Origin of the sequence: Arthrobacter yangruifuii, assembly GCF_009192775.1 — a bacterium.
Classification (GTDB): domain Bacteria; phylum Actinomycetota; class Actinomycetes; order Actinomycetales; family Micrococcaceae; genus Arthrobacter_B; species Arthrobacter_B yangruifuii.
Window position 1 is genome coordinate 515,772 of the sequence record NZ_VTFX01000004.1, and the last position, 20,226, is coordinate 535,997.

The window sequence follows — 20,226 nt, forward strand, 5'->3', positions numbered from 1 at the left end:
AATCGGGGACTCCTACAAGGTTAATCCCCACCGGTGACACTTCCGTCCAACGACTCAGCCGCGTGAGACTGCCCACACGGGGATGCTGAAAGGCTACGCGCAGAGCGAAAGGCGGTCCGTCCTGCAAGGGAGTGGGGGTCAAAGATGGTTATATGAAGTATCAACACCCTTGAGGAGGCAACTCATGACAGCAGCAGTAGCAACCCGTGAGCTGAATAGCTTGGACCGCTGCGATCGTTGCGGCGCACAGGCATACGTACGTGCCGTACTGGAATCCTCCGGTGGGGAACTGCTTTTCTGCGGGCACCACGCCCGGGCGGTGGAGGCTAACCTTCGTCCGCTCACTTCGGAATGGCAGGACGAGACGTCACGCCTGAACGAGAAGGCACCGGTCTCCGCAGAGTAGACCCGCAGTGGCCCCAACGGCCGGCGAAGCCACGGAGTAACGTCCGCGACGACGCGGCGCACCAATCTTGAAGAAGTCCCCTTCCGAGCCGGAAGGGGACTTCTTTTTGTCCTGTTCCCCGGGCAGATCCCGCACCCGGGGCACGGCCGGCTTTGGCACGGAACGACTGCACCCCGCCCGCAGAAGCGGACGGGGTGCAGTGTGCAGTTGTCCCGGCTGGCGGGCAGCTGCCTCCTAGTCCAGGTAATCCCGAAGGACCTGGGACCGGGACGGGTGGCGAAGCTTGGACATGGTCTTGGATTCGATCTGGCGGATACGCTCCCGGGTGACCCCGTAGACCTTGCCGATTTCATCCAGTGTTTTCGGCTGGCCGTCGGTGAGGCCAAAGCGCATCGCCACGACACCGGCTTCGCGCTCGGACAGCGTGTCCAGAACGGAGTGCAGCTGTTCCTGCAGCAGGGTGAAGCTGACGGCATCCGCGGGAACCACGGCTTCGGAGTCCTCAATGAGGTCACCGAACTCGGAGTCGCCGTCTTCACCCAGCGGGGTGTGGAGGGAGATCGGCTCGCGGCCGTACTTCTGGACCTCTACGACCTTCTCGGGGGTCATGTCCAGTTCCAGTGCCAGCTCTTCGGGCGCAGGCTCGCGGCCCAGGTCCTGAAGCATCTGCCGCTGGACGCGGGCCAGCTTGTTGATGACTTCCACCATGTGCACCGGGATGCGGATGGTGCGGGCCTGGTCTGCCATGGCACGGGTAATGGCCTGGCGGATCCACCACGTGGCGTACGTGGAGAACTTGAAGCCCTTGGTGTAGTCGAACTTCTCAACGGCGCGGATCAGGCCCAGGTTGCCTTCCTGGATCAGGTCCAGGAAGAGCATGCCGCGGCCGGTGTAGCGCTTGGCCAGCGACACCACGAGGCGAAGGTTGGCTTCAAGCAGGTGGTTCTTTGCGCGCTTGCCGTCATGGGACACCCACTGCAGCTCGCGCTTGAGCTTGGGGTCCATCTGCTTGTCTTCGGGCAGCAGCGCGTCGGCTGCAAGTTTTTCTTCGGCGTACAGGCCGGCTTCGATCCGCAGGGCGAGGTCGACTTCCTGCTCGGCATTCAGCAGGGCAACCTTGCCGATCTGCTTCAGGTAGTCCTTGACCGGGTCAGCTGTCGCACCGGCGGACACGACCTGCTGTGCAGGGGCATCGTCATCGTCGGCGTCGGAATAGACGAAACCGGATCCCGTGGGGGCGGCTGCGGCATCCGAAGCGTCAGCAGCGTCAGCGTCGGGCTCGACCTCGGGGCTGTCGACCTCTTCATCCACCTCGGCCTTGGCAGCCTTGGCGGTTTTCACAGCGGTCTTTCGGCCGGCTGCGGTGGTGGCGGCCTTCGCCGGAGCCTTACGCGAGGCAGCAGGCTTGCGGGGCGTCTTGGCAGCGGTCTTTTCGCCGGAAGCAGCCTCCTTGGCGGCCGCCGCGGACGGGGCCTGCGTTGCAGCAGTGCGCTTATTTGCAGTGTCAGTCTCTTCGACTGCAGTTGTCTTTCTCGGCGACACAGAAAACCTTTCATACGGCGGGTTGTGGCACCGCCATTGGGGGCAACACCACTATGACCCTGTCAAGTCCGTGCTTATTTCCAAGTGTGACGGCTAGGCATGTCCTGATAGAACACGCAGCGCCGGTGTTTTGTTCCGCCTGTCACTGGGACTGGCAGTTCAAAGGACACTTGATACACGAACCCGACCGGGTCTCGGTTCCCATTGTCGCACGTTTTCCGTTCCGGCACAGCATGCCCCGCACCGCCGCTGCGTGTCCCCCTTCCCCCTTAGCCGTCCGGAATGCCGGGCCACGAGCCGGTCCGCGAGCGGGTCCAGTCAGGAAGAATGCCCGTGCCAAGCAGTTCCCGCAGCAGCAGGGCCAGGCGGTATCCGGCACGGGCCTCCAGAGCGTGTTCCAGGTAAATCTGGGCCCGGGACCCCCGCCCCCGGGCCCACTCCATCCAGGCAAGAAGCGATAACAGGGCAGCCTTGGAATCTCCGCCGGCAACGGGTACCAGATCGGTGAACACCGCGTGTGCCCGGTCCAGCAGTGTCCAGTCCGGAGCATTGATCCCCTGGCCCACGAGGATGCTGCGGAACTCCGCGGCCGCCCGCTGCGGACGCCGGGCCCGCGGCACCGGGAACGCAACGGGTTCCCTCAGGCCGGCAGGGGCAGCGCCGGGAAGCAGCGGAGGATGAAGCTGCCGGCGGACCAGTCCGTTCGCTTCGGCACCATGGAACGCTGCCTCTTCCCCCACCGCCGCCAGCACCAGCAAGGTGTCCCGGACCTGCCGGTCGGCAAGGCTGGCAAGGAGGAACCCGGCGCATTCCGCGTTACGGTGCGGCGGCTCCTCCCGGTTTCCGGCCTCGGACCCGGAAATGTCTTCCGCATACGGTGCAGCCCCGGCGCCGGGGGCGTGGTCGGCGCCCTGCCCGGCACTGCGGGGCAGTGCGCCGGCGAAGCATTCGGTCCACAACCTCAGGGTGAGCCGGAACTGGTCCCGTTCACACCAGCGCCCGGCAAGCTGCCCGGCGAAGCGTTCCTGCTCCCGGGCCACTGTGCTGCCGTTCGGCCACTGTCCGGGGAAGGACTCCGCCACCGCGCGCTCGAGGGTGGCGGCAAAGGCACTCCCCCGGTACACCAGTTCCGTGTTGAGCATGCTGTCCGCTATCCGTGACCGGGGCGTTCCGGGCCAGGGACAGCAGCCCGGGCGGAGGCAGAAGTAGTCCCGCCAGGTATGCTCGCCTACCAGCCATCCGTCCTGCAGGGGGATGCCGGCCTTGTCCAGTTCCTTCTCCAGGCGCCGGACCAGCGGCCTGTACGGCGGATTTGCGGGGTCCTGCCAGGGGGCGTCCGTATACATCGCCAGCAGGACGCCGTCGGCCTCCGTGTCCGCGGCCAGGAAACGGCAGGCGGTGGCCGCATACGCTGCGTTCCCCGCTCTGGCGGCCTGACCGGGCGGCAGGTCCAGCCGCAGCGTTGCCCCCAGCCTGCCCCCGCAGAGGCCCATCAGCACCAGGGACTCCCGCGGCTCAAAGCCCAACGTATGGGGGATCAGGCTGAGGATGTCTGCCGGAGCGCTGACGCGGTAGGGATTTCGCGGGGTGCCGTCGGCCGGTTCTGTACTCATGGCCCAAGCGTGCCCGGCTGCCTGCCCGCAGCGCAGAGTCTTCCCGGCGCCTGTGCATCCGCCGCCGAAGGAGCCCCCGTGTCCGGGGCGGTGGAGGACAAGTGGCCGTCCACGGCGGTACGGACACGCCGGCAGCCACCGGGCTCACTTCCAGCGGAAGACCCTCGCCGCCACCAGGGCGCAGATGACGGCCCAGCCGAGCATGACCGCGAAGGGAGCCGCCGTGACGGCGCCTCCATACCAGGCTGCCGTGAGTGCCTGGGTCATGGCACCCAGCGGAGTGAAGGCCGCCACCTGCCGAACCCCTTCGGGCATCAACGGGCCCGGTGTCCAAAGCCCGGCAGTGAACATGCACACCATGAAAACCAGGAACCCGATGCCATAGGCATTCTGGGCAGTGCCGGCGACGGCGGCGATGAGCGATCCCACGGCCATCATGGCTGCGGCTCCGCAGACCAGGACGAGGACAACCAATCCGGCCCTACCGGGCATCCGGCTGGCAAAAGCGATTCGCGCCAGCAGGACGGTGACCGCCACCGCGACGGTGAGAGATGCGGCGCTGACGATCCATTGGGCAAAGAGGATGCGGTGCGCCCCCACGGGTGTTACACCCAGGCGGCGCAGGACCCCGCTTTCCCGGTAGCCGCCGATGGCCGACGGATAGTTGGTGACTGCCACACTGGACAGTGCCACCGCAATGGACAGCGGCACGAGAGGGTCGATGGGCCGCAGGACAGAGTAGACGGGATCTGTGCCTCCCAGCGGGGTCCTGGTACCGGGGATCACGAAACCCTGAAGCAGCAGGATTGCCGAGGGCAGCACCAGTGCCATAAAGACGCTGAGCGGGTTGCGCACGTACAGTGCCGCCTCAGTTCGGGTCAGGGCTCCCAGTGCCCGCATTGCTCATCACCTCACTCGGCTGCCGCCTGCTCCAGGAAGGCCAGGTACGCCTCTTCCAGCCCCCCGGGTCCTGAAGCCCCCGTACCGGCGGCGGCCAGCAGGTCCGCGGGGCTGCCGACGAAGCGGGTCCGGCCGGCGTCGATGATGGCCAGGCGGTCGCACAGGCGTTCGACGTCGTCCAGGTAGTGGGTGACGAGCACCACCGTGATGCCGTCCTCCTTTACCTGCTGTATCAGCTGCCTTACGTCACGCCTGCCCTGTGGATCGAGTCCCGTGGTCAGCTCGTCGAACACAACGACGTCGGGTCCGCCCACGAGGGCGAGAGCAATCGAGAGGCGCTGCTTCTGCCCGCCGGAGAGCTTGCCGAAAGGGCGTTTGCGGTGTCGGTCCAGCCCGACCGTCCGCAGCAGTTCCGATACGTCTGCGGGCTCGGGGTAAAAGGCGGCAAACAGGCGCAGGGCCTCCTCCACGCGCAGCGCCGGGGGCAGTGCTGCGGCCTGAAGCTGATAGCCCACGCGTCCGCGCACCGTTGCCCTGTCTTCGGCGGGATCGACTCCGAGAACGGTGACCCGGCCGGCATCGGGCCGCACCGTGCCGGCCACGCACTCCACCGTAGTTGTCTTGCCGGCCCCGTTGGGTCCGAGGATGCCGAAGGTTTCACCCGCTTCAATGGAAAAGGTGACGTCCTCGAGGGCCGTGACCTTCCGAAAGGATTTAGCGAGTCCGTTCACGCTTACCACTGTGCCGGCGGGCACCTGCGCCCTGGTCATGCCGTTCATTCTGGCGGCCGTGCCGCCGGAGGGTCAAGGGTGCCCGGGCGGAGGCGGCGCCGTCCCGGAGAAGGAGGACCAGCGGCGGGCGGAAGCCGGCTAGGAGGCTCCCGGTCCCCGGCGTTCCTCACGGCGGCGCTGCCGTTCGCGGGCCAGGGCGGCACGCAGCGGCGGCAGCGGCGACCCTTCGTCGGCGAGCCGGGCGCGGATCAGGCCGCGGGTGCGCAGGATCCCCAGCACACCGACGGCCATCACGGCGAACTGCACGGCCAGGGCAATCCGGAACGAGCCCAGGGCGTACAGGTCTCCGCCGGAAAAACCGCTGCTGTTCAGCGCATCCAGCACCACGCCGATCAGGTACATGCTGACCAGGGACGCAATGAAGCCGCCGATGTTGACGATTCCGGTGGCGGTGCCCAGCCGGTGGCTGGGATTGAAGGTCCGGGCAAAGTCGAAGCCGATCATGGACCCGGGACCTCCGACGGCCAGCAGCGTCACCAGGAGCACCAGCAGCCACAGCGGGGCCGGTCCGGGGTACAGCAACACGGCGGCCCATCCTGCGGCCATGGCTGCAGCGATCAACAGCACCATGGTTGACCGGCGCAGCGGGTGCCGGCCGACCCACGAACCCATCCAGGGACCGCAGATAATACCCACCACCACGAAGTAGGTCATCAGCCCCGAGGCGACGGCCGGTGACACGCCCTCGGCGCTGACAAGATAGGGGAACCCCCACATCATCACGAACACCGTGCCCGGGAACTGGACCGTGTAGTGGGTCCACATCCCCAGGCGGGTCCCCGGCTGGGCGAAGGCATCCGCCAGCGAGGTGCCGGTCTGCCTCAGCGGAAGCGGCACCGGTGCCTCGCTGCCCTCGGGCCGGTTCCGCACGCAGGCCAGAGCCAGGACAAACGCCAGGAGGGACAGGGACGCGGCAGACAGAAACGCCGGGCTCCAGCCGAACCGGTGCAGCACGAAGGCAAACGGAACCGCGCTGACAATCTGGCCCAGCTGGCCCACAATGCCGGTGTACTGGGTGAGGACCGGGATCTTCCGCCCGGAGAACCATGCCGGAAGCAGCCGAAGAACGGAGATGAAGGTCAGGGCGTCTCCGGCTCCCACTAGCGAGCGTCCCAGGATGCCGGCGCCGACGGATTCGGCGGTGGCGAGTTGGAACTGGCCCGCGAACATCAGCGCCGCACCCGCGGCGATCAGCAGCCGGGGACCGAACCGGTCCACCAGCACGCCCACCGGTATCTGCAGCCCGGCGTACACCAGCAGCTGGACCACCGTGAAGATGGACAACACTGAGGCGGTGGCGGAAAAACGTTCCGTCGCTTCGATTCCTGCCACGCCGAACGAGGTGCGCTGCGTGACGGCCACCATGTAGGCGAAGACGCCCACCGCCCAGACGATCCTGGCCCGCGGCCCGTTCATCGGTTGACCTGCCCCGTGCAGAGGCAGGCGAACCCGCTGTCAGGCTGCCCCGGGGCGTCCGTTCCCGTGCTCGCTGCCGTGGCCTTCTGCCGTGCCCTCGCTGGCATGTGGTGCAATCTCCTGATCCGCGTCTTCGCTCGGTTCGCTACTGCTGTCGGCACCGTGGGTTTCCGGCCACAGCGCCTCGGATTCCTCTTCGGCCTGCGGGCTCGCCAGGTAGGCCTCCACCGCCGCTCCGATTTCCTCGGCATCCGCCAGCTCGTCATTACCCTTGACCAGCAGGGAGCGCCGGACGGTGCTTTCGGTGTACTGGTCATAGCGCTTCTCGAGCGTGGCCACCACACCCTTGACCTCGGCCGAGGCCTCGACCTGCTCGGTGATCTGCCGGTCCACGTCGCGGCCTGCCTCGCGGAGCCTGTCTGTCGGCAGCACCAGCGACGCGGCGGCACCGAGATACTCGAGCCCGGCGACGGCGGCCGGCGGGAACTCCGCTTCGGCCAGGTAATGCGGTACGTGCACCACGTGTCCAACGACGTCGACGCCTGCCTCCACCAGCCGAAGCTCCAGCACGTGCCCGACGGCGGCCTGTACCTGGGCGATCGGGGTCCAGGAACTGATGCCCTCGACCAGGTCCGGACGGTTGCCGTGTGTCGTCACGCCGATGGGACGGGTGTGCGGGACAGGCATCGGAATGGAGTGGACCCAGCAGACCAGGCTCACGTCGAAGGACTTCACCAGGTGCAGCACCGCCGCAGTGAAGCGTTCCCACTGCAGATCCGGTTCGAAGCCGGTCAGGAACAGGAACGGCTCACCCAGTCCGTCGTACATCCGGTGCAGCTCGAGCCTCGGCGGCTCGTAATCGCTGAGGTGGTCCTCGATAAAGGAAATCTGCGGGCGCCGGTTGCGGTAGTCAATCAGCTGGTCCACGTCGAAGGTGGCCACCAGGTCATGGTCCAGGGCGTCAAAGAGCTCATCCCGGATCTGGCTGACCACGTGGCCGGCCTCCGCGAAGCCGGTGAAACCGGCAATGAGCTTCAAGCCGGAGAGGTCCCCGGAGTCCGCGACCTCCGGATTCAGATTAAACAGGGTCAGCGGATCAAGCATGTCTTACCCCTTCCGGGAACTCATGTGCTCTCGGCACAGAACGCTGTCCGCCGGTGTTCCCGGCTGCCGCAGACCGCTGCTGTGCCCTTCTCCAAGGGTAAACGCCCGGACAGGTGCGTTTCATTCCGGGTCCGGACCGCAGGGCCCGCGGCGGGCCCCGAACCGGGAGCAACGTTGCCGCGTGCGGGTGTTCAGAGACTACGATCGGTGGAATAAGTGCAAGGAAACACAGAAACGTAAGGAAGCAGCTTCGTGAACAAAGCCAGTGAACCCAGCCTGTCGGCAGTATCCAGGGACGGGCGGAAGGTGTCCGCCAGCGCACTCGTGATCGGTGTCGGGCAGACCCCCGACGGTCCCGTCCTCATCGAAAGCCCGCTGTCCCCCAAGGCCTCTGCCGCCCTGGCTGCTTCGCTGCCGCTGCTCGGCATCACCGGTGCCGCCGATGAAGTCCGCCGCCTGCCTGGCCTGCCCGAGGCCGATGCCGACATGCTGGTCCTCACGGGCCTGGGCAAGGTCTCCGCCGGCACCGCCCTGACCGAGGAAGCCCTGCGCCGCGCCGCCGGATCCGCCGTGCGCCAGATCGCCGGCACCGCCTCAGTGGCCCTGGCCCTGCCTGCCGGCACCGTGGCCGACGCTGCCGCCGTCGCCGAAGGCGCCCTGTTCGGCGCCTACAGCTTCACCGAACACCGCAGTGCCGCCACCGCCGGCAAGGTCCCCGCTCCGGTCCCGGAAATCATCGTCATTACGGCAGCCGCCGATGAGAAGGCCCTGAAGCCCGCCTTCGACCGTGCCCGCATCCTGGGCCGCGCCGTCAACGCCACCCGCACCCTGGTCAACCAGCCGCCGAGCCACCTTTACCCGGAGACCTTCGCGGCAGCAGCCAAGGACCTGGCCAAGTCCCTGCCGGTGAAGGTCACCGTGATGGATGAGAAGAAGCTGGAACGTGAAGGCTTCGGCGGCATCCTCGGCGTCGGCAAGGGCTCGGCCCGCCCCCCGCGCCTGGTCAAGCTCGAATACTCGCCGCTGCGCTCGAAGGCCAAGCTGGCCCTCGTCGGCAAGGGCATCACCTTTGACTCCGGCGGACTGTCCCTGAAGCCCGCCGCCGGCATGCAGGCCATGAAGTCGGACATGGGCGGCGCCGCCGTCGTCCTGAATGCCCTGCTGGCCATCGCCGAACTCGGACTGCCCGTCAAGGTCACCTCCTGGCTCTGCATTGCGGAGAACATGCCCTCCGGCACTGCCCAGCGTCCCTCCGACGTCATGACCACCTACGGCGGCCGCACGGTCGAGGTCCTGAACACCGACGCCGAGGGCCGGCTGGTCATGGCCGACGGCCTGGTCGCCGCCAGCGAGGAGTCCCCGGACGTCATCATCGACGTCGCCACCCTGACCGGCGCCCAGATGATTGCCCTGGGCAACCGGGTATCCGCAGTGATGGGTGAAGAGGGCGTCCGCGACGCCGTCAAGGCGGCAGCGGACCGTGCAGGCGAACTGTTCTGGACCATGCCGATTCCCGAGGAGCTGCGCGCCAGCCTGGACTCCCAGGTGGCGGACATCGCCAACCACGGCGAGCGTTTCGGCGGCATGATGACAGCCGCCACGTTCCTGCAGGAATTTGTCGGCGAGGTCAACGGAACCAAGATCCCGTGGGCACACCTGGACATCGCCGGGCCGGCGTTCAATGAGGGCGCCCCCTACGGCTACACGCCGAAGGAAGGCACCGGCGTCGCCGTCCGTACGCTGGTGGCCTACGCCGAAGACGTCGTGGCGCGCGCCTCATAACATCCACATCCGTTCCGTGAAACGGAATTGACCCCTGTGGCAGGTGTTTCTCCTTACACTTCGCCTCCTACCGCCTGTCTCCAAGTGGATGCCGGTGGTAGGGGGCGATAGGGTGAGACCTGATCACAAACGCCCAATAACTCACCGGCGCGCATGGGCGCGTCAACGAAAACGCGAGGGAGCGTCCAAGTGGCCGATAAGGCAGCTGCGCAAGAGTTCGACATCCTGATCCTCGGCGGAGGCAGCGGCGGCTACGCCGCAGCGCTTCGCTCCGTGGAGCTGGGATTCTCCGTAGGTCTGATTGAGAAGGGGAAGCTGGGCGGGACCTGCCTGCACAACGGCTGCATCCCCACCAAGGCGCTCCTGCACTCCGCTGAAATTGCGGAGAACGCGAAGACCGCCTCCAAGTACGGCATCAACGCCACGTTCGACTCCATCGACATGACGGCTGTGAACTCCTACAAGGACAACATCATTGCGGGCAAGTTCCGCGGCCTGCAGGGCCTGATCAAGTCCAAGGGCATCACCGTCATTGAGGGCGAAGGCAAGCTCACCAGCGAAAAGACCATCGAGGTCAACGGCGAGACCTACACGGGCAAGAACATCATCCTGGCCACCGGCTCCTACTCCCGTTCACTGCCGGGCCTGGAAATCGGCGGCAAGGTCATCACCTCCGACCAGGCCCTGAAGATGGACACCGTGCCCAAGAGCGCGGTCATCCTCGGCGGCGGCGTCATCGGCGTCGAATTCGCCTCGGTCTGGAATTCCTTCGGCGTGGACGTCACCATCGTGGAGGGCCTGCCCTCCCTGGTTCCGAACGAGGACGCTGCCATCATCAAGCAGCTCGAACGCGCCTATAAGAAGCGCGGCATCAAGTTCAGCACCGGCATCTTCTTCGACAACGTCCAGCAGAACGACGACGGCGTCGTCGTCACGCTGGCGGACGGCAAGAAGTTCGAAGCCGACCTGCTGCTCGTCGCCGTGGGCCGCGGCCCCGTCACCGCCAACCTGGGCTACGAAGAAGCCGGCCTGACCATGGACCGCGGCTTCGTCATCACCAACGAGCGCCTCCACACCGGTGTCGGCAACGTCTACGCCGTGGGCGACATTGTCCCCGGCCTGCAGCTGGCCCACCGCGGATTCCAGCAGGGTATTTTCGTTGCCGAGGAAATCGCCGGCCTCAAGCCGGTGGTCGTTGACGACGCCAACATCCCCAAGGTCACTTACTGCGAGCCGGAAATCGCCTCTGTCGGCCTGACCGAAGCCAAGGCCAAGGACAAGCTGGGCGCCGAGAACGTCGAGATCCAGGAATACAACCTGGCCGGCAACGGCAAGACCTCCATCCTTGGTTCCTCCGGCCTCATCAAGATGGTCCGCGAGAAGGACGGCCCCATCGTAGGTGTCCACATGATCGGTGCCCGCATCGGCGAGCAGATCGGTGAAGCCCAGCTGATCGTTAACTGGGAGGCGTACCCTGAGGATATTGCCAGCCTGATCCACGCCCATCCGACGCAGAACGAGGCGCTCGGCGAAGCTGCTATGGCCCTGGCCGGCAAGCCCCTTCACGGTTAATACAAAAGCTTCACTCCCCCGGGCCGCACGCCGCGTGCGGATGCGGCCCGGGGACATCATCACCAGCACCAGCGGCACGGCTGGTCACAAAAGATCTAACAAGGAGAAACGGGGACAATATGTCTGAAACCGTGAACTTACCCGCCCTCGGCGAAAGCGTCACCGAAGGCACCGTCACCCGCTGGCTGAAGAACGTGGGCGACCGCGTCGAGGTCGACGAGCCCCTGCTCGAAGTATCCACCGACAAGGTAGACACCGAGATCCCCTCCCCCGTGGCCGGCGTGATCGAGGAAATCCTCGTGGCCGAAGACGAAACCGCCGAGGTCGGTGCGGCACTCGTGCGCATCGGCGACGGTTCCGGCTCCGGTGACCAGCAGGACGACGGCGGCAGCGCAGCCAACCAGGAAGCTCCCGCCGCTGAGGCCCCCGCCGCCGAAGCTGAAGAGGCTCCGGCAGCCGAAGAGGCTCCCGCCTCTGAGTCCGGCTCCGATTCCGGCTCCGGCGAAGGCACCGAGGTCACCCTCCCCGCCCTTGGCGAGTCCGTCACCGAAGGCACCGTCACCCGCTGGCTCAAGGCCGTAGGCGACGACGTCGAAATGGATGAGCCGCTGCTCGAGGTGTCCACCGACAAGGTCGACACCGAGATCCCCTCCCCGGTTGCCGGCAAGCTGCTGGAAATCCGCGTGAACGAAGATGACACCGCCGAGGTTGGTGCGGTCCTCGCCGTCATCGGTTCCGGTTCCGCCGCTCCGGCCAAGGCCGAACCCAAGGCCGCCGAGCCCGTGGCAGCAGCTTCCAAGGACGAGCGCGAAGCTCCGGCCGTCGAGCCGGAGAAGAAGGAAGCCCCGAAGCAGGAAGAGAAGAAGCCTGAACCCAAGGCCGAGGCTCCGAAGCAGGAAGCACCCAAGCAGGAGGCACCCGCCTCCTCCGATTCCGAGGGAACCTACGTCACTCCGCTGGTCCGCAAGCTCGCCAACCAGCACGGCGTGGACCTCTCCACGGTCAAGGGTTCCGGCGTGGCCGGCCGCATCCGCAAGCAGGACGTCCTGGCAGCTGCCGAAGCCATGAAGGCCGAGGCCTCCGCTCCTGCCCCCGCCGCCGCACCGGCCGCTGCCGCGTCGTCGGATAAGGCAGCTCCGGCCAAGGTCAGCGACGAAAGCGCGAAGCTGCGCGGCACCTCGGTCAAGGCACCGCGGATCCGCCAGACCATCGCCCGCCGCATGGTGGAGTCCCTGCAGGTGTCGGCCCAGCTGACCCAGGTCCAGGAAGTGGACATGACGCGCATCGCCAAGCTGCGCGCCTCGGCCAAGAACTCCTTCCTGGAGCAGAACGGCGCCAAGCTCACCTTCCTGCCCTTCATCGCCAAGGCCGTCACCGAGGCGCTGAAGCAGCACCCGAAGTTGAACGCCTCCTATGACTCCGACGCCCAGCAGATCACGTACCACGACGCCGAGCACCTCGCGATTGCCGTGGATACCGAAAAGGGCCTGCTGGTTCCCGTCATCGCCGATGCCGGCGACCTGAACATCGCCGGCCTGGCCAAGCGCATCGGCGACGTCGGAGCGCGCACGAAGGCAGGAAAGATCGGACCGGACGAGCTGTCCGGCGGAACCTTCACCATCACCAATATCGGTTCCGTGGGTGCCCTGTTCGACACTCCGATCATCAACCAGCCGCAGGTGGGCATCCTGGGCACCGGCGCCATTGTCAAGCGTCCCGTCGTCCTCACCGACGCCGAGGGCAATGACACCATCGCCATCCGGTCCATGATGTACCTGTCCCTGTCCTACGACCACCGGCTGGTGGACGGAGCGGACGCGGGCCGGTTCCTGCAGACGCTGAAGGCACGCCTGGAAGAAGGCAACTTCGAGTCGGATCTGGGACTCTAGTTCCCACCGGCACCGCCTGAACAGGGCGTCCTCCCCCGCAGGGAGGGCGCCCTGTGCCGTTAACGCCCTCCGTGATTTTCTCTACATGTTGTAGAAAAGTTACGCGCGCGGCCGCTGATCCGGCATTGAAGCTGACAGTGCGTCAGTAAGCTGGGAGTATGGACATCCTTCACAGCTTCCTTGTTTTCCTGCACATCCTCGGTGCCGCAATCATCGTTGGCCTCTGGTTCGCACGGATCAAGAATCCGACCGTGCTGCCCGGCCAGTTCCACGGTGCCCTGCTCCAGCTGGTCACCGGGCTGGCCCTGGTGGGTCTGAACGAAGCCGGGGACGGTGACGTGAACCACCTGAAGGTGGGCATCAAGCTGCTGATTGCCCTCGTTATCGCCGTACTCGCCTTCATCGGCCAGCGCCGCTACAAGAAGGACGAAAAGGTCTCTTCCGGACTGGCCAACAGCGTGGGTATCCTCGCGATCGTCAACATTGCCGTAGCCACTATGTGGTAGTCCGCACAACTGCGGAAATAGGATGGGATGGTGTGCCGGCTTCTGCCGGCCCCGTCCCATCCCTGTTTTAAGGAGACCCCCATGGCTACAGTCCGCTCAGCCCACACCGTCTGGAACGGCAACCTCTTCGACGGGAAGGGGAATGTCACCCTGGATTCCTCCGGCCTGGGAACCTACGACGTCACGTGGAAGGCCAGGGCCGAGGAGGCCAACGGCAAGACCAGCCCCGAGGAACTCATAGCGGCCGCACACTCGGCCTGCTTCTCCATGGCCTTCAGCAACGGCCTGGCCGAGGCCGGCAAAACCGCCGAGCGGATTGAAACGTCCGCGGACGTCACCTTTGTGCCCGGCACCGGCATTACCGAAAGCCGGCTCAAGGTGACCGCCGTTGTTCCCGGCCTCACCGCCGAGGAGTTCACGGATATCGCCGAAGCCGCCAAGAGCGGCTGCCCGGTCTCGCAGGCACTGGCCGGCATTACCATCACCCTGGACGCCACTCTCGAATCCTAGGATTCGCGCCCGAAAAGCAGCGCAGAGCGGCCCCTGTTCCCCTTCGGAACAGGGGCCGCTCTGCGCTGTTTTCGGGACCGGCCGTGACCGGGCCGGACCTAATTACCGCTGCACAGGACCGGTCCGGGCCGGCAGGGTGTTGGCCGCTGAACGGGGCGCGTAGCCTCGGTTTGAGGCGAGCCCGGAGACTACGCCGGAGACCGCTTTCGATCCCATCGCAACTGCGTCTAAAGGTGGAGCAATGAACCTCACGCCCAAAGAAATAGACAAGCTGTACGTGTACCAAGTAGCTGATCTGGCCCGCAAGCGGCGCGAACGGGGAACCAAGTTGAACGTCTCCGAGGCCACCGCCCTCATCTGTGAGGCGATCATGGAAGGCGCACGTGACGGCCGGACCGTCGCCGAGGTGATGGAACTGGGCAAGACCATCGTCTCCGAAGGGCAGTGCATGGACGGTGTGCGGGAGCGCCTGCCGCTGCTGCAGGTCGAGGCGACCTTCGTTGACGGCAGCAAGCTCGTCTCCTGCCACGATCCCATCGGGGTGTGATTGATTTGACCCGGCCCGCCGAACCGCGTGCGACGGTGGTGCTGGTCGGCGGACATGAAAGCGGCAACGGGACGGATTTGTCATTCCTGACGGGGGCTCTTCCGGACGCCCGCATCTCCGCTGCCGGCCGGCCATTGCACAATATGCTCACTCAGCTGAGCGGGGGGCCCGGCAGCGGGGCCGGGCGCGCACCCGTCGTCGTGCTGCCCATGACCTTCGGCCGCAACCCGACCCTTGTGGCCGATGCCGCCAAGACCCTTCGGTGGCTCAGCGCGGGGGCGACGTCCCGCGAGGCCGCTGCGCCGCCTTTGGCCCTGGCCGACCCGTTTGGCACCGGTGACCACCTCACGGCGTGGCTTCGGGCCGCCGCCGCCACCGTGCACCGGCGCGCGCCCCGCGCCGCGGTCCTGATCACCGCGGATGCTGCCAACCCCTTTGACGACGCCGAGCTCTACCGGATTGCGCATCTGGTCCGTACGCACGGGGCGGGGAATCCGGTGGAGACAGCCACCGTCGAGGACACGGGCGGGCTCCTGGCGGCCCTGCGCCGGCTGCGGCTGCTCGGCAGCACGGAAACGGTCCTCGTTCCGGCAGGATTCCGGCGGACGGCCAGCGTTCACGGGGAGGCCGTGCCGTTCGGGGAAGACGGTTTCGCCGGCGCCGGGTTCTACGGACCCCTGCTCGGCGAGCAGGCGGTGCTCCGCGTCATCGGTGAGCGTGTGCGCGACGCCCTGCACAACCTCGGCCACGGCCGCACCGGCATCGAAGCCGGCCTGACGGCGGACCACGGTCATGGCTACGCCCACTCGCATGCCTTTGAGGAGTCCAACGGCGCCTCCCACACGCACAGCCACGGAGCGGCCGGCGGCCACACCCACCACCCCACCCCGATCGGTACGAGCTGACCGGAATCGCATCTAAACACACCGCGTGCAGCGACGCTGCGCCGCCAGGGAAGGAACAACCATGCTGGGCAGCCCTACCTACCACCACCGCGAAGAAGACATCGAGATCAACGCCGGCAGGCCAAGCGTCACCCTGCTGGTGAGCAACACCGGCGACCGGGCCGTGCAGGTCGGCTCGCATTTTCACTTTTTCGAGACCAACAAGGCGCTTTTGTTCGAACGCGAACTGGCCTACGGCATGCACCTCGATGTGCCGGCAGGTACCGGAATCCGCTTCGAAGCAGGTGACACCCGCGAGGTGACCCTCACCGCGTACGCCGGAAACCGGCGGGTCATTGGCTTCAACAACCTCGTCGACGGCGGGCTCGACTCTGCGGCAACGAAGATCCGGGCCATGGCGCGGATGAAGGAACTCGGATTCCAGGACGGAAAACCGAGCTCCAAACCCAGTGCAAACAATGCGGGCCCTGCAGCGCAAACGGGCCGCCCAGAAGAGGGGAAGAAGTGATGGCGAAAATCTCGCGCAAGCAGTATACCGATCTCTTTGGTCCAACCACCGGAGACCGGGTCCACCTGGCCGATTCCAATCTGGTGATCGAGATCGAGAAGGACTACAACGAGGGCCATTACGGTGACGAGGTCGTCTACGGCGGCGGCAAGACCGCACGCGACGGCATGGCGGCCGATCCCCAGGCGACTGCCGCGGAAGGCGTGCTTGACCTGGTGATCACCAACGCAATCATCCTGGACCCGGTGCTGGGTGTCATTAAGGGCGACATCGGTGTGCGTGACGGCAAGATTGCCGGTATCGGCAAGTCCGGCAACCCGCATACCCAGAGCGGAGTGGATCCGCGCCTGGTGGTGGGCCCCGGGACCGAACTGCTGGCCGGCGAGCACTTCATCGCCACCCCCGGCGGCATCGACTCGCACGTGCACTACATTTCGCCGGAACAGGCGCTGGCCGCCCTCTCCAACGGCATCACGACCCTCTTCGGCGGCGGCACGGGACCCACCGACGGCACCAACGGCGTCACCACGACTCCGGGCGCCTGGAATCTCGCCCGGCTGCTGGAATCGGCCGAAGGGATGCCGGTCAACATGGGCTTCCTCGGCAAGGGGAACGGCTCGCTGCCCGATGCCCTGATAGAACAGGTCGAAGCCGGCGCATGCGGACTCAAGGTACACGAGGACTACGGCACGACGCCGGCTGCGCTCAGCAACGCACTCTCCGTGGCCGATGACTACGACGTGCAGATCTCGGTGCATACAGACAGCCTCAACGAGGCCGGTTATGTGGAGGACACCCTCGACGCCATCGACGGCCGCACCATCCACACCTTCCACACCGAGGGTGCCGGCGGCGGCCACGCCCCGGACATCATCAAGGTGGCCGGCCACCCGAACGTGCTCCCGTCTTCGACGAACCCGACCCTGCCGTACACCGTCAATTCGGTGGATGAGCTGCTCGACATGGTGATGGTCTGCCACCACCTCTCCCACGACGTCCCCGAGGACGTCGCCTTCGCGGATTCCCGGGTACGGGCCGAGACGATTTCCGCGGAGACGGTTTTCCACGATGAAGGGATCATTTCGATGGTCTCGTCCGATTCCCAGGCCATGGGCCGCATCGGCGAATCGTTTATGCGCACCTTCCAGATCGCCCACCACTGCAAGGACCAGCGCGGCCCACTGCCGGAGGACAGCGGCGACAACGATAACTTCCGGGTGCTGCGCTTCCTCGCCAAGATCACGATCAACCCAGCCATCACCCAGGGCGTGTCCGACTACATCGGCTCGCTGGAAGAGGGAAAGATCGCCGATATCGTGCTCTGGCCGATCCAATCCTTCGCTGCCAAGCCCCGGCTGATCGTCAAGGGAGGCCTGATCAACTGGGCCTTGATGGGAGATCCGAACGCCTCGCTGCCCACCCCGCAGCCGGTGTTCTACCGCCCTATGTTCGGCGCGCAGGGCAAGGCCCTGCAGAGCACGCGGGTGACCTTCATGTCGAAGGCGGCTATCGACAAGGGCGTGCCGGAGCGGCTCGGGCTGGAGAGCCAGGTGCTGCCGGTGCACCGCTGCCGCGGCATCGGCAAGGAGCACATGGTCCGCAACAACGCGACGCCGGTCATCGAGGTGGACCCCGAGACGTACGACGTGACGTATAACGGCACGCTGGCCACGATCCCGCCGGCCCAGTCCCTGCCGATGACCCAGCTGTTCTTCCTCGCCTAGGGCCGCGGCATGGCAAATGTACGCCAGCTGCTGACGAGCCTGCAGTTCGCGGACTCGGCCTTCCCCAGCGGCTTCTACACCATGTCGCACGGGCTGGAAGGATACAGCCAGGCCCGCCTGGTGTCCCGTGACGGAGTGCAGCCGCTGCTGGCCGGGTTGCTGCTGCACTCCGTGGGGCCTTCGGATGCAACGGCCCTGGCCGCGGCGCACCGGGCGGCCGGCGACGGCGACGTCGAGCTGGTGCAGGAGATCGACCAGCGGCTGTTCGCTTCCAAGCTGAATGCGGAAATGCGCACCGCGTCCGTGCGCAGCGGACACCAGCTGATCGATCTCGGCGCCGAGCTGACCGACCACGCCCTGCTCGCCGAATACGCCGGGAGGGTGCGGCTGCACAGCACACCCGGCTGCCAACCGGTTGCGGCAGCTGTTGTGTACGCGGCAAACGGGGTATCGACCCGTGACTCCGTGGCATCGGATCTGTTTGCCTTTTCGGCGAGCTTTGTCGGAGCCGCCCTGCGGCTGCGCCTGACCGACCACCGGCAGGCACAGGCCGTCCTGCTTGAAACGGCCGGGGTGATCGAGCAGGCGACGGAGGCAGCCCTCGAGCGCGATCTCGCTGACCTTGGCGGCTGCGCCCCCATGGCAGACATCATGTCCGCCCGGCATGAGCGGGCCGAGGCGAGGCTGTTCGCCAGCTGAGGCCCGCTTCGACGAGCTACCTAAACACTGCGGCGCCGCCACCGGCGCCGAAACGCAGATTCACCGGAAAGAAGGAACCAATGAGCGAGAACGTATTGAGGATCGGCATCGGCGGCCCCGTGGGCAGCGGTAAGACCGCGCTGACGGAGGCACTGGTGCCGCTGCTGATCGAGGCCGGCCGCACCCCCGGCGTGATCACCAATGACATCTACACCCAGGAGGATGCCCACCATGTCCGCAGGGAACTGGCCGGCATCCTTGACCCCGAGCGCGTGGTGGGTGTTGAGACCGGGTCCTGCCCGCATACGGCCGTGCGTGATGACCCAACCATGAACCTGGCCGTCGGTGCGGAGATGCTGGAACGGTTTCCCGAGATTGACACGCTCATCTATGAGTCGGGCGGTGACAACCTGACGCTCACCTTCTCGCCGGCGCTGGCCGACGTCTTCGTCTTCGTGCTCGACACCGCCGAGGGCGAGAAGATGCCGCGCAAACGCGGTCCCGGCATCACCGACAGCGACATCCTGGTGATCAACAAGATCGACATCGCGCAGTACGTCCGCACCGACCTCGACGTGATGGAGTCCGACGCACACCGGGTGCGCGAAAACAGGCCAGTGGTGCTGACCAACTCCCTCACGGGCTTCGGCGTCGATGAACTCCACCGGCAGATCATGACGCAGTGGAACGGTGCCAGAACCGAGCTCATCGGATGACGTTACGAGCGACGGAACCCCGGAACACGCCGGTTGCCGCAGAGGATGCCGCAACGGGCGCAGACGGAGTCGCCCGGGTAGGCCCGTCTCCGGTACGGCCGGCACCCCGGACCGACGCACGGGCACCCGGCGCGGGCGGCTACCGGCTCGAACCGGAGTTCTATGAGCCCGCCAGGGTGCCCTCCGAGGTGCTGCGGCATACGGAGGAGGCGTGGCAGAACCTGCCCGTTGGCAGCCCGGGGAAGGTGGGCGTTCTGCAGCTCGGCTTCGCCCGCAACCGGGACCGCACCGAGCTGGTGCAGCACTACCAGAAGTCGCCGCTGCAGATCATGCATCCTCTCTACTTCAACCCGCTGCGCCCCGACATGGCCTACACCTACCTAATGTCGTCGGGCGGCGGCATCCTGCAGGGGGACCGGCTGCGCACCGACATGAGTTTCGGTCCCGGCACGTCGGCGTATGTGACCACGCAGACGCAAACGCGCGTCTACCGCATGGCCCACGACTATGCCTCGGCGATCGTGAACCTCACGGTGGATGACGACGCCTACGTGGAGTATCTTCCCGAGCCCGTTGTGCCCTTCGCCGATTCCCGCTTCTACCAGCAGACCTCTGTGGTGATCGACGAGTCAGCCACCCTGCTGCTCGGCGAGACCCTGTACGCGGGCAGGCTCGCCCGCGGGGAGCGGCACGCCTACGACCTGTATGCCTCCGATCTGGAGGTGCGGCGTCCGGACGGCCGGCTGGTCGCCCTGGACCGGGTGCGGCTCAGTCCCGGGTCGGGAGCGGGCGGCGCCGGCGTGAACGGGCTCGATGTGCTTGCCGGCCATGACGTACTCGCAATGCTCTACGTCTTCACCCCGCGCGCTCCGACAGCCCTGCTCGCGGACACTTTGCTCCGGGCTGTCGGTGAAAGCGGCGGCGATCTGGTCTTCGGGGTGAGCACATTGCCCGGTGATACAGGCGTGTGGATGCGTCTGGTGGGCAACGACACCGTGGCCGTGGCGGCCGCGAACACAGCCGCGGCGTCCGCCGTGCACGAGTTGCTGACCGGGCGGCAGGCACCCGTGATTCGAAAGAGCTAGAGAGGGGACCA

At 66.4% G+C, this 20,226-nt stretch carries 18 protein-coding genes and 1 pseudogene; 13 read left to right on the forward strand and 6 right to left on the reverse strand.

What is annotated here, in order from left to right; all coding sequences use genetic code 11:
* Positions 1-184: 184 nt before the first annotated feature.
* On the forward strand, positions 185-406 hold the full coding sequence (locus GD627_RS10360; protein WP_146362357.1) for a DUF7455 domain-containing protein: 222 nt from the start codon (positions 185-187) through the stop codon (positions 404-406).
* A gap of 234 nt (positions 407-640) precedes the next feature.
* Here GD627_RS10360 and GD627_RS10365 read toward each other — a convergent pair whose 3' ends face one another.
* From GD627_RS10365 to GD627_RS10390, 6 genes and pseudogenes are all read right to left on the reverse strand, one after another.
* Positions 641-1,948, reverse strand: coding sequence for an RNA polymerase sigma factor (locus GD627_RS10365; RefSeq protein ID WP_152272418.1), 1,308 nt, complete (start codon positions 1,946-1,948; stop codon positions 641-643).
* A 269-nt stretch (positions 1,949-2,217) separates the two neighbouring features.
* On the reverse strand, positions 2,218-3,561 hold the full coding sequence (locus tag GD627_RS10370) for a DUF4192 domain-containing protein (protein WP_152272419.1): 1,344 nt from the start codon (positions 3,559-3,561) through the stop codon (positions 2,218-2,220).
* Positions 3,562-3,705: 144 nt separating this feature from the next.
* Positions 3,706-4,461, reverse strand: coding sequence for an ABC transporter permease (locus GD627_RS10375; RefSeq protein WP_152272420.1), 756 nt, complete (start codon positions 4,459-4,461; stop codon positions 3,706-3,708).
* Positions 4,462-4,472: 11 nt separating this feature from the next.
* Entirely contained in the window at positions 4,473-5,231 is a 759-nt protein-coding gene (locus GD627_RS10380; RefSeq protein ID WP_152272421.1) for an ABC transporter ATP-binding protein, read from the reverse strand.
* 99 nt (positions 5,232-5,330) lie between these two features.
* On the reverse strand, positions 5,331-6,668 hold the full coding sequence (locus GD627_RS10385) for an MFS transporter (RefSeq protein ID WP_152272422.1): 1,338 nt from the start codon (positions 6,666-6,668) through the stop codon (positions 5,331-5,333).
* A gap of 210 nt (positions 6,669-6,878) precedes the next feature.
* Positions 6,879-7,772, reverse strand: a pseudogene (locus GD627_RS10390) (proteasome assembly chaperone family protein); the annotation flags it as partial.
* A 252-nt stretch (positions 7,773-8,024) separates the two neighbouring features.
* Here GD627_RS10390 and GD627_RS10395 point away from each other — a divergent pair.
* From GD627_RS10395 to GD627_RS10450, 12 genes are all read left to right on the forward strand, one after another.
* Complete coding sequence (locus GD627_RS10395) at positions 8,025-9,554, forward strand: leucyl aminopeptidase (RefSeq protein ID WP_152272424.1); 1,530 nt, start codon at positions 8,025-8,027, stop codon at positions 9,552-9,554.
* A 189-nt stretch (positions 9,555-9,743) separates the two neighbouring features.
* Positions 9,744-11,126, forward strand: coding sequence for a dihydrolipoyl dehydrogenase (gene lpdA, locus GD627_RS10400; protein ID WP_146362365.1), 1,383 nt, complete (start codon positions 9,744-9,746; stop codon positions 11,124-11,126).
* A gap of 119 nt (positions 11,127-11,245) precedes the next feature.
* Positions 11,246-13,015 (forward strand): 2-oxoglutarate dehydrogenase, E2 component, dihydrolipoamide succinyltransferase, encoded by a 1,770-nt coding sequence (gene sucB, locus GD627_RS10405; protein WP_152272425.1) that lies wholly within the window; start codon positions 11,246-11,248, stop codon positions 13,013-13,015.
* 158 nt (positions 13,016-13,173) lie between these two features.
* Positions 13,174-13,521, forward strand: a complete 348-nt coding sequence (locus GD627_RS10410; RefSeq protein ID WP_146362367.1) for a hypothetical protein — start codon at positions 13,174-13,176, stop codon at positions 13,519-13,521.
* An 81-nt stretch (positions 13,522-13,602) separates the two neighbouring features.
* Positions 13,603-14,031, forward strand: a complete 429-nt coding sequence (locus GD627_RS10415; protein WP_146362368.1) for an OsmC family protein — start codon at positions 13,603-13,605, stop codon at positions 14,029-14,031.
* A gap of 241 nt (positions 14,032-14,272) precedes the next feature.
* Positions 14,273-14,578 (forward strand): urease subunit gamma, encoded by a 306-nt coding sequence (locus tag GD627_RS10420; protein WP_146362369.1) that lies wholly within the window; start codon positions 14,273-14,275, stop codon positions 14,576-14,578.
* Positions 14,575-15,483, forward strand: coding sequence for a hypothetical protein (locus GD627_RS10425; protein ID WP_152272426.1), 909 nt, complete (start codon positions 14,575-14,577; stop codon positions 15,481-15,483). The genes GD627_RS10420 and GD627_RS10425 overlap by 4 nt, the downstream gene beginning before the upstream one ends.
* Before the next feature lie 61 nt (positions 15,484-15,544).
* A complete protein-coding gene (locus GD627_RS10430) occupies positions 15,545-15,991 on the forward strand; it encodes an urease subunit beta (RefSeq protein WP_152272427.1) in 447 nt (148 codons plus the stop codon).
* A complete protein-coding gene (ureC, locus tag GD627_RS10435) occupies positions 15,991-17,715 on the forward strand; it encodes an urease subunit alpha (protein WP_146362372.1) in 1,725 nt (574 codons plus the stop codon). The genes GD627_RS10430 and ureC overlap by 1 nt, the downstream gene beginning before the upstream one ends.
* 9 nt (positions 17,716-17,724) lie before the next feature.
* The gene (locus GD627_RS10440; RefSeq protein ID WP_152272428.1) at positions 17,725-18,414 is read left to right on the forward strand and encodes an urease accessory protein UreF; all 690 of its coding nucleotides are present in this window, start codon (positions 17,725-17,727) and stop codon (positions 18,412-18,414) included.
* Between the two features lie 80 nt (positions 18,415-18,494).
* Positions 18,495-19,130 carry an urease accessory protein UreG gene (gene ureG / locus GD627_RS10445; RefSeq protein WP_146362374.1) on the forward strand — a complete coding sequence of 212 codons (636 nt, stop codon included), beginning with the start codon at positions 18,495-18,497 and terminating at the stop codon, positions 19,128-19,130.
* The gene (locus GD627_RS10450) at positions 19,127-20,215 is read left to right on the forward strand and encodes an urease accessory protein UreD (RefSeq protein WP_152272429.1); all 1,089 of its coding nucleotides are present in this window, start codon (positions 19,127-19,129) and stop codon (positions 20,213-20,215) included. Before ureG ends, GD627_RS10450 begins: the two co-directional genes overlap by 4 nt.
* The last annotated feature ends 11 nt before the right edge of the window (positions 20,216-20,226 follow it).

What these genes read in the sequence shown, in the direction of transcription:
- GD627_RS10375 (WP_152272420.1), bottom strand. Translation starts at nt 4,461, where the DNA reads ATGCGGGCACTGGGAGCCCTGACCCGAACTGAGGCGGCACTGTACGTG.
- GD627_RS10420 (WP_146362369.1), top strand. Translation starts at nt 14,273, where the DNA reads ATGAACCTCACGCCCAAAGAAATAGACAAGCTGTACGTGTACCAAGTA.
- GD627_RS10415 (WP_146362368.1), top strand. Translation starts at nt 13,603, where the DNA reads ATGGCTACAGTCCGCTCAGCCCACACCGTCTGGAACGGCAACCTCTTC.
- GD627_RS10360 (WP_146362357.1), top strand. Translation starts at nt 185, where the DNA reads ATGACAGCAGCAGTAGCAACCCGTGAGCTGAATAGCTTGGACCGCTGC.
- sucB (WP_152272425.1), top strand. Translation starts at nt 11,246, where the DNA reads ATGTCTGAAACCGTGAACTTACCCGCCCTCGGCGAAAGCGTCACCGAA.
- ureC (WP_146362372.1), top strand. Translation starts at nt 15,991, where the DNA reads ATGGCGAAAATCTCGCGCAAGCAGTATACCGATCTCTTTGGTCCAACC.
- ureG (WP_146362374.1), top strand. Translation starts at nt 18,495, where the DNA reads ATGAGCGAGAACGTATTGAGGATCGGCATCGGCGGCCCCGTGGGCAGC.
- GD627_RS10380 (WP_152272421.1), bottom strand. Translation starts at nt 5,231, where the DNA reads ATGACCAGGGCGCAGGTGCCCGCCGGCACAGTGGTAAGCGTGAACGGA.
- GD627_RS10450 (WP_152272429.1), top strand. Translation starts at nt 19,127, where the DNA reads ATGACGTTACGAGCGACGGAACCCCGGAACACGCCGGTTGCCGCAGAG.
- GD627_RS10370 (WP_152272419.1), bottom strand. Translation starts at nt 3,561, where the DNA reads ATGAGTACAGAACCGGCCGACGGCACCCCGCGAAATCCCTACCGCGTC.
- GD627_RS10385 (WP_152272422.1), bottom strand. Translation starts at nt 6,668, where the DNA reads ATGAACGGGCCGCGGGCCAGGATCGTCTGGGCGGTGGGCGTCTTCGCC.
- GD627_RS10430 (WP_152272427.1), top strand. Translation starts at nt 15,545, where the DNA reads ATGCTGGGCAGCCCTACCTACCACCACCGCGAAGAAGACATCGAGATC.
- GD627_RS10440 (WP_152272428.1), top strand. Translation starts at nt 17,725, where the DNA reads ATGGCAAATGTACGCCAGCTGCTGACGAGCCTGCAGTTCGCGGACTCG.
- GD627_RS10410 (WP_146362367.1), top strand. Translation starts at nt 13,174, where the DNA reads ATGGACATCCTTCACAGCTTCCTTGTTTTCCTGCACATCCTCGGTGCC.